Raw genomic sequence first — 15,216 nt, 5'->3', positions numbered from 1 at the left:
ACGGGAATCGAATACGATTCCCGTTTTTTAACGCACACCGACTACGCCGGTAAAGATTTCGTTTTTCACCGAGATTTAATCAAGTTATACAATGCTTCTGCCGCACTCTGATACGAATATTTTTTCAGCAGACCGTCGGGCGGTTCCACCGGATTTTTAAGTAAATTATCCAAATCAGTATCCGTACTATACGGATCGATATAATGCGCAGTGTTACCGTATAATTCGGGCAGACAAGCCGCGTTACTGATGATTACGGGTGCGCCGCACGCGAGTGCCTCTAACGGAGGAATCCCGAACCCTTCATAATACGACGGGAAAATAAAAGCTTTGCACCGTTCCATCAGTGCTTTGACTTGCCCGTCGGAAACGTATCCGAGTAATATTATATTCGGCAAAGAACGTAACGTATGCAGTTCGTTTGAGACCAGTCCCGAAATGGCTTTTCCCGATATTGCGAAAAGCGTTTCAGGATGCTTTAAAGCGTAATCCGTAATCCATTTCAAATTTTTTCTTTTTTGGAAACTGTTCAATGCAAAGTAAAAATCATTTGTTTCAAGTTGCGGAAACGATTTAAAAATCGAAAAATCAGCCTGTATATTTTTCACGTGTTCCCATCCGTTGTATATAACGCTTATCTTCGATTCGTCAAGAGAATACGTTCGGGCAATTTCTCGGCGGCTGAATTCCGAAACGGTTATTATTTTCTTTGCGCTGCCGACTGCATGTTTATACATTGCACACATATACAGTCGCATCAGAAAATCCCGTTTTCCTTGAAAGTCCTGCGGATACAGTTTTGCATAGATATCGTGAATGAAAACTATCCCCGGAGAAAACAGCGGAGTCACATTTGAAAAATCGAGAGAAACGGCGTGATTCCGCCTGACGAAGTACGAAAACACACCGTGTTCCCAAATCGGAAAGCACGTACATTTTTTGCGGGATACGACGATTTTGATGTTTTTAAAATTCGGAATGCAAAACGCGTTTTTAGGAACGTATAACATAACGGAATCTTTCTCAACAAGCGAGTCGAGGCGGATGCACGTTTCATATGCGAATCGTTCAATTCCGGTTAAATTCCTGCATAAAAAATCACCGTTTATGATTATCATCACAGCCTTCCTTTTTATAAAAAACCGGCAACGCATCTTCTTCATTATAACAGGGAACTACGATTGACAAATCTACACTCATAATTTTAAAACCCATTTTTAAAGACGGTATTGTTTGCATATTCAAAAACCTGATAAAAATCATCCGTATATACGCGTTTACCTGTTTGAAAAATCCGTAAATCGGAAGATGCGTCATATTCGTCGTTTGTAACAAGTAAAAACACTTTTTCATCGTTTCTCTCGGTATCTTCATAATACCGTTCCGGAGTCAACCATTTATCGCATTTAAATCGATCGGTAATCAGATCCGTTCCGCCGTCGTTTTTTCGGTACAAATTGGCAATTTCAACTTTGCCGTTCGTCATGAAAGTGAATACGTTTGCATTCCAGAACGTCGCGTATCCGAACGTATACGACTGTTCCTGAAGAAACGCGGCAACTTCGTGTTTATCAGTGTTATTATCGGTACACAAAACGGTTTCGTATGTAATGAAAGAACTGCAAATGAGAACAGCTGCAAGAGAAACGCCCAGCATATACCTTTTCAAAGCAGAAATATCCTTTTCATAAAGAAACAAAGCCAAACAGGGAACTATATATACCAGAATGAGAATAAAATAGCGCGCTATATATTCAGTATTAATATAAGTAAAAGCGTTAAAAACGGACATCACGATAACGAACGTCACGAAAACTTTCCGCGGAGTCAGCAAAGGAATTTTAAAATAATCGATAAAACAGATTATCAGAAACGCGAGGGCAACGTACAATAAAATATTGGTTACCCCGGACGGCGTAAATACGGAAACACCGTTTTTATATCCGAGTATTTCAAAAACCGCTCTATGTACATCCGTGAACGTAACGTCACCGATGGTATTAAACGCAGTCGTATTAAACTGGGAAAAAGTAAACAATTTTGATAAAATTAAATTATTTGCAATATATCCGACTCCGCCCAGCAACAAACCTCCGCAGCTGTAGAACGTCGGCTTGTTTTTTATGAAGAAAGAAGAAAACCGATACGGCACCTTTGCCCTGACGGAGGACGACACCGCATATCCCAGTATCGTAACGGTTAAAGGAAATTGAAAATATAATATATATCTTATCCCGGAAAGACCTGAAACGAACGCCACTATAAAAAACGTAATAAGAAATATGTGATGTTTTTTTACCGAAAGCTCCGAATAAGCCAAAGCCAGAAATAACCCTACATAAACGAAACCGATTGCAATGTGAGGAATGTAATAATTGCCGAACTGAACGATCCGCCACATTTCGCCTGACCAAGGACAAAAAATCAGCAGACAGGAAAGCAGTCTCATCCAAACCGATCTTATTTTCAATTGTGACAGAAGAAATAAAAGTGCCAGAGGAAGTAAAAGGCAAAGCATCAAACCCGAAATCGTTTTCACAAGAAACCAATTTGAAGTGAAGGCAAAAACGGGGGCAGTGAGTATTTGGGTGTTCAATAGTCTTATTTCCGTTGAATAATTCCAAGAACGGGGCCAAAAAGATTTTTTCAGAAAACATTCCTTTGCCAGTAAGATTTCGGAAGCCATGTCGGAATCAATAACCTGATTACCGCGCGTATAACTGCAAAATAAAGTAAAAAACGCACATAAAACAAACAACGCCGACAACAGTACGATTTTTGATTTTACCGGAAATTTAAAAAATAAAACGGCATCCAGTGCGATAACGGTAAAAAGGGGAAACGCAATCAGGGATGTAATCGTATCAGCCCATTTGGTAATATCAAAGGTTCTATGAAAAATTTTTGTTTCAAGAACAGTTTGAATATCATTCACTAAATTATTGGAAAACAAAATGAGCAAGGAACCGAGAATCAGCCCCAAAAATGATAAAGAAAGTAAAATGATATTCGCTTTTTTTGAAAATTCCTTCATATCTTCCTCCTGAACAAACCTAGAGCCCTTACTATGTTATATCACGTAAACGACGATTCCTGCTATAATCAGCATTATACTTATCGTTTGATTTCTGCTTATTTTTTCATTAAAGATAAATCTGCTTAATAAAATTATGAAAATATAACTCGAAGTTTCTATAATCGGAACGAACGAAACCGAAACGAATTTTAACGCGAACAAATCAATACAGACTGCGGAAAAGAAACAAACGTAGGCGAATATGACTTTAAAATTTACGTATTCCTTAAAAAAAGAAGCGTGCTGTTCCATCGCGGATTTTTTCAATACTATCTGTGAAACGGCTGATATGAAAACGGAAAAAAAAAGTAAGAGGATATAAAAAAGATTATTCACTTCTTGTCCTTTCGGAACGGGCAAGCAATATAATACCGGTTATTATGATACCCGCACCCAGCATTTTTTTTATCGTTATCGTTTCCTGAAAAAAAATGAAACTCCACAACATACCCCAAATAACGGTAACCGCTTTATTTGCAGTCGCTACGGATAACACGATATGTTTCAAAACTTGCTGCCATAAAACGGCGTATAAAAACAACACGAAAAGCACTAGAACATACAGAATGCAATACGTCTTGGAAAGGAACGGATATCCTGCTGCCGTTTTTCCCAAAACGGTATAAAAACTATACAAAAGAAATCCCGTATGCATAAGCATGTAGTGAAGAATATTATTTTTCATTCTTTCGTATTTCTGAAACGGTAAATCGGGGACAGTTATTTATCGTCAGATATGATCTGCCGATATATTCGCCTATGATACCCAAAGATAAAAGGTTCAATCCGCCGACGAAGAGAATAAGAATCACGATAGTAGTCCAACCGGCAACTTCTACTTTTCCCATAAAATATTCAAACAAATAGTATATGCCCAAAATGAAACCGGCTATTGCGGAAACACATCCTAAATAGGAAGATATCCGTAAAGGTATAACCGAAAATCCGAAAACGAGTTTGGAAAAGACTTTGATCGATTTTATCAGATTATAATTACTTTTTCCGGAGTCCCGGTCGTGATGTTCAATCGGAATTTGTATGATATTTTTCGTTACTTGGAAAATCAATCCGTCGATGTACGGATATAAACTGTGCGTTTTCAGTATTTCCCGTACGATTTCGGATTTCAGTATTTTAAAGGGCGATAAATACAATCCTTTCGGTTTCGAGATTACAATCTCCGCACATTTTCCGTTCAACCAACTGCCTACATTTTTCCACAGTCGCTGCTTTTTTCGCGGAAAGTCCGCATAACAGACATCCGCTCCGTTTTTTATATTATCATACAATTTTATAATATCTGCCGGAGAATGCTGCAAATCGTCGTCCATAATAACGACGTATCTACCGGCAGCTGCCTGCAATCCCGCAAAAATGGCGTTATCCTGTCCGGAATTTTTCCGTAAATTTATTCCGATTACCGGGAACCCCTGATCGATAACCGAATTTATTTCCTGCCAACTCGTATCTTTTGAACAGTCGTTCACCATAATCTGTTCATATTCAAAACCGCGCAAGCTTTCCGCAATTTGCTCAGTCAGCTTTTTCACGCAGGAAGCGCTGTTATATACCGGAATAACGATGCTGATTTCTTTCATAGGAAAAACTCTTTTATTTTATCGATTATTTTCATCTGCTCCGCGGACGTAAGTCCGTAATAGAGCGGAAGTCTTACCAATCGCTCACTTTCTTTTGTCGTATGTTCATCCGTTCCGGCAAATCGCCCGAATTTCATTCCCGCCGGAGCAGAATGCAGCGGAATATAATGGAATACGGTAAGAATATCGTTCGATTTCATAAAATTGATGAAATCGGCTCTTTGTTCCTGACAGGGGAACTTCAAATAATACATATGCGCATTATGAACACAATTATCCGGTATGGTCGGAAGTTCTAATTCATTCCGTTCCGCGACAGCATACAGTTCGCTCTGATAGGTATTCCAAATCGTCATTCTCTGATTTTGGATCCGTTCCGCCAGTTCAAGCTGCGCCCATAAATAAGCGGCATTAAGATCACTGGGCAAATACGACGAACCGTAATCGACCCAGGTATATTTATCTATCTGCCCTCTAAAGAATTTACTCCGATTCGTACCTTTTTCCCGCAGTATTTCCGCACGCTCAAAATCTTTCTCGTGATTAATCACGACGGCGCCGCCCTCTCCCATACTGAAATTTTTCGTTTCATGAAACGAGAGACAGCCGAAATCGCCTATCGTACCTAACGGCTTACCTTTATAAACCGACATGATTGCCTGTGCAGCGTCTTCAACAACTTTAAGATTATACCGCCCGGCAATATCCATAATAGCATCCATTTCGCAGGCAACACCCGCATAATGTACGGGAACTATGACTTTCGTTTTTGAAGTAACGGCTTCTTCTATTTTCTTTTCATCAATATTCATGGTATCGGGACGGATATCGACAAAAACGATCGTTGCTCCCCGCTGAACGAAAGCATCCGCCGTAGAACAAAACGTATAGGAAGGCATGATAACTTCATCACCGGGTTTTACATCGCATAGAACGGCAGCCATTTCAAGCGCCGCTGTTCCCGAAGTGGTCAATAAAACTTTATGATTATCAAGTTTATTTTCAAGAAAACCGGAACACTTTTTGGTAAATTCCCCGTCTCCGCATATTTTATGATTTTCTATGGCCTTTTGAATATATGTTATTTCATTACCGGTGCAGGGCGGTACATTAAAGTGAATCATATAACTCCTTTTTTAAGGAGTCTATAGTTATTGCGCTATTTCGTCAAGAAAGCGATCGGTAATGGTATTCCAATTTCTGTTCTGCAAATCGAAATCATACCTTTGCTTTCCTTTAGATACGGCGATCTTAACGGCTTCAATAAAACGTTCATACGAATACGTTACGGTAATACCGACTTCGGCTAATTTCGGAGTATCACAGTAAGCCACGATGGGTTTTTCCGCAGCCATTGCCTGATAATACTTTGCCGTAATACCCAACGGTCTGTCTTTATAAAAATCCGTTACATAAGGAACCATTACAACCGAGCAATTCGTTATCCATGCCGGAACTTCCGAAGGTTGAATGCCGGGAACATACGTTAAATTGGAAAAATCGGCAATTCGGCGTTGAACCTTCTCGGACGGATAATTAGGGCACACGACGATATAATCGAATTCCGGAGTTTCTGCAGCTGCTTTAAAAAGCAAATCCCATTCAACGCCCCACGCGCCGACGTACAAAACGGTATTTTTCCCGGCCAATACATCCGGTACCGGATAAGTTCGTTTATAAGAAGTCATATCGATACCGTTCGGCAGCATACGGTATCTCACGTTGGAGTCAAAAAACGGGATTCGGTTACGGTACGCAAGCAAGCCCTCTTCGTTTACGATATAAGTCATATCTGCCGCATAAAGCATACGCTGCTCCATTCGTTTGAGACGAAGCGGAACCGAATCGTATACGAGCGGATCCGACGGACGGTAAACAATCTTTGCATCGGGAAAAAGCTTTTTTATTTTATCTGCAAAAACTATTCCTTCGCACGATTCAAAAACGAAACAATCGGTACCGGACAAAAATTTACCGGCGAAACGGGAAAATGATGTAACCGATTTTTGCAATAGAAAATTCATGATAAAATCAGGAAGCATTTTACCCGCCGCATCGGGTAATCTGAACGTCGGAAACGTTACATTGAGAATAGTCCGCCGCTCGGCGCCGACGGTATAATATTTCCCTTTTCGCAACGTACGAATCACGTCAGGATTCAGCTGTTCCCGTTTCATAAAATATCCGTAATACGGACGGGGAAAACTGAAAAAGACCGTTTCGAGCCCTCTGTTTACCGCCGCTTCCGCAAATTTATGAAAGCCGCCGAGCCGTAGCGAATCCCAATTATGTGCCGTAATGAACGCTATTTTCCGCATCGGTTTTTAATCTCTCAAAAAAATATCTCTCGTATACACTTTCCGTTTTACATCCGAAAGTTCTTCACTGAATCGGTTTGCAACGATCACGTCGCATTCGGATTTGAATACGTTAAAATCGTTTTCGACCCGATATTTTTCAAAAACGGTTCCGCTCAGAGCCGGTTCATAAATTACGACAGCAATTCCTTCACCCCGCAATAATTTCATCACGTCCTGAATTGAAGACTGGCGGAAATTGTCGGAATTCGCCTTCATCGTTAACCGGTAAATTCCAACGGTATCGGGATGTCTGGATAATATGCGCTGAGCAATATATTCTTTACGGGTTTTATTCGCATCGACGATCGCCGTGATCAGATTTTGCGGAACGTTTTGATAATTTGCCAACAACTGCTTCGAGTCTTTCGGCAGACAATATCCGCCGTACCCGAAAGACGGATTATTATACGTATTGCCTATTCGGGGATCAAGACTGACGCCTTTTATTATTTGCGCCGTATCGAGTCCGCGGACTTCCGCATAGGTATCAAGTTCATTGAAATAGCTGACGCGCAGCGCCAAATACGTGTTGGCGAACAGCTTTACCGCTTCTGCCTCGGTCGGCGGCATAAAAAGCGTGGGAATATCCCGTTTTACGGCCCCTTCCTGCAACAACGCGGCGAACATACGGGCATCGGCAGACGTATCACCGACGATGATCCGTGAAGGATACAGATTATCATACAGCGCTTTGCCTTCCCGTAAAAATTCCGGAGAAAACATGATTTTAAGCGAAGGATGTTCTTTTCGCATTCGTTCCGTAAATCCGACGGGAATCGTCGATTTGATAACGGCGACGGCGTGCGGACAATACTTTTCAATATCACGGAGAACGGATTCCACCGACGACGTATTGAAAAAATTCTTTTCGGCATCGTAATCAGTCGGCGTCGCAATAATAACGAAATCAGGTTCGGCATATGCTACGCCAATGTCAGTCGTTGCACTGAGATGCAGTTCTTTTTCCGCAAGATATTCCTGAATTTCAGTATCCGCGATCGGAGATTTTTTATCGTTTACCAAATCGACTTTCCGCTGAAGTATATCGAACGCGACGACCTCATTATGCTGCGCCAACAGAATCGAAATGGAAAGTCCCACGTATCCGGTACCTGCGACTGTGATGTTCATAAACAAAACCTCTATTATGCAATTTCTGCTAGTAATAAAATACCGGTAACCGAAACTATCAGTATTTGTATCGCCTCAAGAGAGGATAATACCCCTATATTATATAATCTGCAAGATTTATTCCGGTACATTGCTGCAAAGCTTTTATCGCACTATCATTTCCGTTTTCAGTAACGACATTCGCGGCCATAAGCGCGTGCTTCTGCGTATTTCTCACTGTAAGCGGATGGATAATTTTTGAATTCGTAAATACAACTTTTACGTCATTTTCCAATTCCATAAATTTGAGCCATATATCATCCGTATTCAGACAATATTTCTTTATGTTTTCAATATTAAACGCGGCAGCAGGCAAAATTTTGGGAGGATATAAAACGCCGCCAACTCCGGTAGCCACCAATGAAAACGACGGCTGCAGCGTATCTTTGCACTCCCACTCCCAGTTATTGTACAAATCAACATCCTTGCCGTTTTCTTTTTTACTCATTTTATGAACCCGACGCGCTGAAACACAATTCGGATGTCGTATATAAGAATCGTAAAGATCCCGTATCAAATTCCTATCATATAATAAATCATCGTCAACCGTTATAATGATATCTTCCGGATATTCCTGCATTGCATAATAATATTTTTTATGCGGTTTAATATCGTCGTATCCCGTTTTTATTATAAAATCATGGTTTTGTAATTTTCTCAAACTTGTCGGAATATCACGTTCCTCTGTATCGGTTCCGAGATACAATACGATTCTCGCGGGTTTTACCGTTTGATGAAGCAAAGAACGGATAACCTGATGCAGGAGAGGAAGACGAGCCGGATACGAAGTCAACGAGACGGTCAGATTATCAATCGACCGACGAGAAAATACCGGTGCATACAGTTTACATTCCATTGCCAACCGGCGAAAAACACGAGATATTATACGCATAAGGTTCCCTGTTCGTTCAAAAGATTTTTAAGTTCCGCCATGAAGGTTTCTTTTGAAAATCTCTTGCTTTGCTTGATACTATTCCGCACAAAGGAGTCTGCCATATCCGGATTTTTATAAATGGATTCCGTATATTTGACCAACTCCTGCAACGTATCCCATTTAAAGCCGCACTGTGCAGATACGATTTCAGGTTGTCCGCCTTTATTTATGACGACCGGAATGCAACCAGCACTCATCGCTTCTACCGTTGTAATACCGAAATGTTCCATTTTATACGGATCTGATTCACCGAACCCTTTTGCATGCCAAAATATGAATGATTCGGCATATAGATCTTCGATTTCGGTTCTTAACGGATCCAGTATAAACCGAATTCCGGAATCGATTTTTTTCAAGGATTCAACATATTCTGCAGATTCTTTTTTTGCAGAACCGGCAACTGTCAATACGCAATGTTCCTTCAAATATTCGGAAGACAAATATGCCGCTATAAGTTCTTCAATTTTCTTTGATTGTTCAATTCTGCTGCAAATCAGAATTTTGTTTTTTTCCTTTTTCTTTTTTCCGGAAATCATCGTTACGGGAGGATATAAAATCCGTATTTTTTTATCATCCACAGACCACTTTTCTTTAAACCAATAAGAAGTAAACTCCGAATTCGGAAGAAAAAAATCATACGAAGCAGCAAATTTTTTATCAGTATGCACGGCCAACGGCTTTAGAAAAGGTATTTTTTTATAAGTCGGAAATGATGTTTTCCGTTCCATCGGGAAATGAATTACGGCAACATTATGTTTCGCCTTTCCGGTCATCAGTCCCTTTGAACAATAGAAGAATATATCCGACTGTTTTGTCAGAAAATTCAGTTTGCGCTGAAAAACAAAAGAGTCAAAGCGCCCTCTTTTTTCTTTTGATTTTACATATTCGATACGGATATAGTCGGCGTTTACATCGACGCCGTAGACATCGTTCAGCATATGCGCAAACTGGAACGAAGAAAGTTTCTTCGTTCCAGCATGATGTTCCGTTATTACGGAAATCCGAAAATAAGGATCTATTTTCTGCAAAGCTTCAATAAGATTTGCCGTGTAAGACTCGGTACCGCCGAATTTATAGATGATATTGGCAATATATAAAGTTATAATCATTTTGTCACCTTCTGATCAATTGTGGTAACGTTTTATAAGTGCTCTTGATCACAAGAGGATTAATCCAAAGAAAAACAGTAAGAATTTTTACAATAAGGGCTTTAGAACGAGAAATATTTTTTTTAAAATAATATATCCGCGATATATTTTTACATTTTGCAGAAAAGCTTTCTATTTCATCGATACAAAACACTACCGAAGAACGAGATGATTGACCTTCAAAATGAATTATTAAGGGACCATCAATAAGTAATCGTTTTTTATTATACTTCATCAATCGATATTCCAAATCCATTTCTTCATGGTATAAGAAAATATGTTCATCAAAACGAGCCAATGGAGTATTCGCTAAAAACAGATCTGCTCCTATTATGCAATCAACTTCACCAAGCTTTTTCTCTGATATTTTTTTCTTCACATGATTACAATATTTATATCCAAACAATTGCAAAAAAACTATCTTCCATAGTCCGTAATTCGCTTTCAATAACTCTATTATCGTCCTATTTATATCAAAAAAATTTCCATATGAATCATTTATATTTTTATTCGCATCCAATAAATTACACCCGAGAGCACCTATCGATTCTTTTTCATCAGAGGTTTCCCAGTAATCAAAAAAAATTTTAACGGCGTTATTCAATAAAACGGTATCACTATTTAAATAGAAAATATATTTACCGTTCGCAATATCAAGACCTCTATTGTTCGCTGTTCCAAAACCGAGATTTGCGTTATTTTCGATTAATATAATTTGCGGAAAATCTGACTTTACCATTTCTACAGAACCGTCGGAGGAACCGTTATCGGAAACGATTACTTCAAAAGAAATGCCTTGCGTATATTCAAAAATCGATTCCAGACAGTTTCTGAGAAGATTTTTAGTATTATAATTTACGATAATTATTGAAACATCCATAATAGCTATTTTACCTTAAAAATATTAATAAGTTTTCTAAAAGGAGAATTCATATAATCCCATTTAATCCTAAATGCAGTTTTATTTCTGTGTTTATCAAACATATACTGTAATAGCCCTTGCTTCCCTATGTTTGTAAACCAATAAACAGGCACTTCTTTTGTTTTTATTTTATTATGGTATAACCAAACACAAAATAACCGTTCGCTCATGTATCCGAAAATTCTCATTTGAATATCATTATAACAATGAATATCAATTCGTTTTTCTGCCTCGAAAAGAATGGAAAATAACCAGTCGGAATATGAATCAAAATGAGAATATTCCATTATTAGCATATTATAATGAGCCAATTTATTGTTATGTAACAACACATGATCATAACTTGTTATATATTCAGGATATAAATCAATTATCACTTTTCTAAGAGTCCTAATGTCTTCACTTACATGACAAACCGAATAATCGATTTGTAAAGGATATGGATAAATTTTTCGCTTAGGAATTATTGTATATCCTTCTGCAAGGAAATGAGTCAATCTTTTCATATTAATAATATAATTCAACACATCTGTTTCTGGATATATATCTCGCAGTCCATAATATTTTTCAAATGCAAAATACCTTCTATAATGGTTCAATCCAATATATTCTAAGCTTGGATATAATTTTTTTATATTTTTCCAAGCCCAATACATGGCCGTCAACTCACAGAAACTTTTATTTTTTGAACTTATATTGTCGCACAGTACACCATTTACCTGGTCATCACGCTGCATTTTCAAATCGATACTGTTGATTGCAGCCCCAACATGAATAGGTAAAAAAATATTGTCAGTGTTCAACGGAAGTTCACATTGTTTATGGCAACAGACTAATATTTTTATTTTTGAATTATCTATTTGTCTCTTGTACATCTTTCATCGCCTTTTCAATAACATCATCCATATCATAATACTTATATTCAGCCAATCTTCCTCCAAAAATAACGTTTTTTTCATTATCAGCAAGAATTCTATATTTCTGATATAATATAGAATTCTTCTCATCATTAATAGGGTAGAAAGGTTCTGAATTTTTATTCCATTCAGAAGAATACTCCTTTGAAATTATAGTTGTATTTATTCCATAAGCTTTGCTTTCAGTCTCAAAGTGTTTATGCTCAATAATACGAGTATACGGTTGTTCATGGGAAGTATAGTTTATGACAGCATTTCCTTGGAAATTCTGACATTCTAGTCTTTCTTGCTCAAACCGTACAGTTCTGTATTCTAACTTTCCAAACTGATAATCATAGAATTCATCTATTTTACCTGTAAATACGATTTTATCAGCAATATACTCCCAATGGTCACGGCGTTCAAAGAAATCCGTTGCCGTCTTTACTTCAATTCCGTCAAGCAACCCTTCAATCAATCTATTGTAGCCACCAAGAGGAATTCCTTGATATGAATCATTGAAGTAGTTGTTATCAAATGTAAACCGTACGGGAAGTCGCCTGATGATAAACGCCGGAAGTTCTGTGCACCGTCTACCCCATTGCTTTTCCGTATATTCTTTAATGAGTGTGAGATAAATATCTTTCCCTACAAGGCTTATGGCCTGTTCTTCAAGATTTTTTGGTTCTGTAATCCCACTTTCTTTTTTCTGCTGCTCAATTTTCAATACAGCTTCTTCCGGTGTGGTTACTCCCCACATCTGATAAAATGTGTTCATGTTGAATGGTAGATTGAACAACTTTCCTTTATAGTTTGCAACGGGAGCGTTCGTGTAGCGATTAAACGATACAAATTTATTTACAAACTCCCAAACTTCTTGATTCGAAGTATGAAAAATATGGGCACCATATGTATGAATATTAATATTAGCAATGGAATCACAATAGATATTGCCACCTATATGAGGTCGTTTATCTATTACAAGAACACTTTTTCCCATCTGCTTTAACTTATAAGCAAATACAGCACCATATAAACCAGAACCGACAACAAGATAATTATATTTCATCTATCGACCTACATCAAAATCATCAATATGACTTAAAAAAAATTCCTTCATAGAATCGTTTTGTATTCCAAAAGAAAGATGCCCTACAACTACATTATCTGCAACGATAATAGCCTTTGATTTACTAGTTGCTAAATTACAAAGAAAGATTTCACCCAATCCCATATAGTTACCCTTTTTGACAGGGAAAAAATTGACTGATTCCCAAATATAAATTGATGAAATTCAGTTTACATATAGAAAATCGTCTATGCAATTTCATAAAACTTATAAATTGTGGCAATTACTACCTCGCCTCCTTTTTAATATTCCATTTTTTATTTATTCCAAATCGATTTATATTATTTGCATATGCCTTAATTATCCATATCGCTATCAATTTATTACCAGATGCCATTAATAGACGATTATTTATCTGAACCGCTTTGCACAACAGTACCAACTTCTTCTCTATGCCCTTGATGCTTTCCTTCAACTTGAAATATTTTAACATTAATAGAACCTTTCTTTTCCTATTTTATTTACCTGAAATAAAGATATATTATCATAAGGACCAACATGCATTAGGAGGTAGTTATAGCCGCTTCTTTGTTACCTTCTTTAGGATTTTTTCTTTAAAAGATAAAATTGTCGATATGAAAAAAGTATCTTTTCTCATAAAGAGTATCATAAAATAAATGATAGTACCACTAGCTATCATGATCAGAGTATTAATAACTGAAGAACGCATAAAATGATTTTCCATTAAAAGAATTACATACATAATAATACCTGCACAAATATAGTTAAAAGAGCTAGACAGAATTTTTTGAGGTTTTAATTCTTTTCTTACAATTATAATTTGAATAGTTGCTATAATAGTTTCTGCAACAACAGAGGAAATTGCAGCTCCTATCGATTTAAATTTTGGAATAAGAATCAAATTTCCAATAAAATTTATCATCGCACCAATAATTACTGTTATTGTAAAAACATTCTGTCGTTTAGTTGGAATTAGATATTGAACACCTGTCACGTTATTAATACCAATGGCAAGTATCAGAAAACTTAAAATAGAAAGCAAGGGGATAACCTTATTAAACTCATCTCCATAAAACCATGGAATAAAATTTGGAGAAACTCCTATTAAACCTAAACAGAGTGGTATTCCTAAAAACCATACAAAACGGTAACTTCTATACATAAATTCTTGTATCTGTGATATTTCTTTTCTTTCAAAATGATAACCAATTCGAGGAACCATAACAGTTCCCAAAGATGTTACAAGAACTAAAACCACTTTAGAAAGTTTTAGAGCCTGTTCATAATATCCATTTTCTAATGTTCCAGATGTTAATATACCAAGCATTGTTTTATCTAGTACTGTATAAATACTTATAGCTATTGTAGGGAAAAATAGTGAAAAAATTATATTAAAACTTGTAAACGGATGAATTTCTTTGAATTTTGGCTTATCAATAAATTTAGGAACGAAACTCCATAGCGATATATTACAAATAAAAGTTGTTAAAGAAAGCAGAAAAATATATGTATATAGGTCTTCTTTTTGATGTACAAAAATAAAAATTAAAAGAACATTTAATATACGACAAATAATATTCCTCATAACTGTTATTCCAAACTCTTCCATACCAGAAAATAGGAATGTTGTATCTGCAATTATAGAAATAAGAGAAAAAATCTGAATAAAATATATTATTCTATATTTTTGATCACTGAAATAAATAAATATTAGATAAAAAACAAGACATAAACAAGTCGTAATTAAACTCAGAATTTTTACATTCCAAAAAATAACAGATCTTTGTTTACGATTATCTTGATTATAAGATATCTCTCTACTTGCATAAGCATAGATACCTAAAGAAGCAAATAAGGTAAAATATGAAACAATTGATGAAGTATAACTAAAAGCTCCAATTCCCTCTGCCCCAATTACCCTTGCAATGTATGGAGCAGTAATTAGAGGAGTTATAAGGGTTAATATCTGTTGGAATAAATTATATATATAATTTCTTTTTAAACTTTTGTTTACCATTTCCT

At 37.0% G+C, this 15,216-nt stretch carries 15 protein-coding genes; all 15 read right to left on the bottom strand.

Going from position 1 to position 15,216, the window contains the following annotated elements; genetic code table 11:
- Window positions 1–65 precede the first annotated feature (65 nt).
- Complete coding sequence (locus TREBR_RS01465) at window positions 66–1,118, bottom strand: glycosyltransferase family 4 protein (RefSeq protein ID WP_013757465.1); 1,053 nt, start codon at window positions 1,116–1,118, stop codon at window positions 66–68.
- An 86-nt stretch (window positions 1,119–1,204) separates the two neighbouring features.
- Window positions 1,205–1,705: a hypothetical protein gene (locus TREBR_RS14575; protein WP_245523727.1), complete on the bottom strand. Its 501-nt coding sequence runs from the start codon at window positions 1,703–1,705 to the stop codon at window positions 1,205–1,207.
- A 1,365-nt stretch (window positions 1,706–3,070) separates the two neighbouring features.
- On the bottom strand, window positions 3,071–3,412 hold the full coding sequence (locus TREBR_RS01455; protein WP_013757463.1) for an EamA family transporter: 342 nt from the start codon (window positions 3,410–3,412) through the stop codon (window positions 3,071–3,073).
- Entirely contained in the window at window positions 3,405–3,737 is a 333-nt protein-coding gene (locus TREBR_RS01450; protein ID WP_245523726.1) for an EamA family transporter, read from the bottom strand. The genes TREBR_RS01455 and TREBR_RS01450 overlap by 8 nt, the downstream gene beginning before the upstream one ends.
- Before the next feature lie 13 nt (window positions 3,738–3,750).
- Window positions 3,751–4,674, bottom strand: a complete 924-nt coding sequence (locus tag TREBR_RS01445) for a glycosyltransferase (protein WP_013757461.1) — start codon at window positions 4,672–4,674, stop codon at window positions 3,751–3,753.
- Entirely contained in the window at window positions 4,671–5,798 is a 1,128-nt protein-coding gene (gene rffA, locus TREBR_RS01440) for a dTDP-4-amino-4,6-dideoxygalactose transaminase (protein ID WP_013757460.1), read from the bottom strand. The genes TREBR_RS01445 and rffA overlap by 4 nt, the downstream gene beginning before the upstream one ends.
- A gap of 27 nt (window positions 5,799–5,825) precedes the next feature.
- Window positions 5,826–6,992 carry a GumK N-terminal domain-containing glycosyltransferase gene (locus TREBR_RS01435; protein ID WP_013757459.1) on the bottom strand — a complete coding sequence of 389 codons (1,167 nt, stop codon included), beginning with the start codon at window positions 6,990–6,992 and terminating at the stop codon, window positions 5,826–5,828.
- Window positions 6,993–6,998: 6 nt separating this feature from the next.
- On the bottom strand, window positions 6,999–8,165 hold the full coding sequence (locus tag TREBR_RS01430) for a nucleotide sugar dehydrogenase (protein ID WP_013757458.1): 1,167 nt from the start codon (window positions 8,163–8,165) through the stop codon (window positions 6,999–7,001).
- A 94-nt stretch (window positions 8,166–8,259) separates the two neighbouring features.
- Complete coding sequence (locus tag TREBR_RS01425; protein ID WP_013757457.1) at window positions 8,260–9,096, bottom strand: glycosyltransferase family A protein; 837 nt, start codon at window positions 9,094–9,096, stop codon at window positions 8,260–8,262.
- Window positions 9,087–10,247 carry a glycosyltransferase family 4 protein gene (locus tag TREBR_RS01420; protein WP_013757456.1) on the bottom strand — a complete coding sequence of 387 codons (1,161 nt, stop codon included), beginning with the start codon at window positions 10,245–10,247 and terminating at the stop codon, window positions 9,087–9,089. Before TREBR_RS01420 ends, TREBR_RS01425 begins: the two co-directional genes overlap by 10 nt.
- 4 nt (window positions 10,248–10,251) lie before the next feature.
- Complete coding sequence (locus TREBR_RS01415) at window positions 10,252–11,166, bottom strand: glycosyltransferase family 2 protein (protein ID WP_013757455.1); 915 nt, start codon at window positions 11,164–11,166, stop codon at window positions 10,252–10,254.
- 5 nt (window positions 11,167–11,171) lie between these two features.
- Window positions 11,172–12,083 (bottom strand): DUF4422 domain-containing protein, encoded by a 912-nt coding sequence (locus tag TREBR_RS01410; RefSeq protein ID WP_013757454.1) that lies wholly within the window; start codon window positions 12,081–12,083, stop codon window positions 11,172–11,174.
- Window positions 12,061–13,173, bottom strand: a complete 1,113-nt coding sequence (gene glf / locus TREBR_RS01405) for a UDP-galactopyranose mutase (RefSeq protein WP_013757453.1) — start codon at window positions 13,171–13,173, stop codon at window positions 12,061–12,063. The genes TREBR_RS01410 and glf overlap by 23 nt, the downstream gene beginning before the upstream one ends.
- A complete protein-coding gene (locus TREBR_RS14215) occupies window positions 13,174–13,338 on the bottom strand; it encodes a hypothetical protein (RefSeq protein WP_156786583.1) in 165 nt (54 codons plus the stop codon).
- Window positions 13,339–13,747: 409 nt separating this feature from the next.
- Entirely contained in the window at window positions 13,748–15,211 is a 1,464-nt protein-coding gene (locus tag TREBR_RS01395) for an oligosaccharide flippase family protein (RefSeq protein WP_013757451.1), read from the bottom strand.
- Window positions 15,212–15,216 lie beyond the last annotated feature (5 nt).

Origin of the sequence: Treponema brennaborense DSM 12168 (assembly GCF_000212415.1) — a bacterium.
In the GTDB taxonomy this organism is placed as follows: Bacteria; Spirochaetota; Spirochaetia; order Treponematales; family Treponemataceae; genus Treponema_F; species Treponema_F brennaborense.
This window is presented reverse-complemented; position numbering and strand designations above follow the sequence as displayed.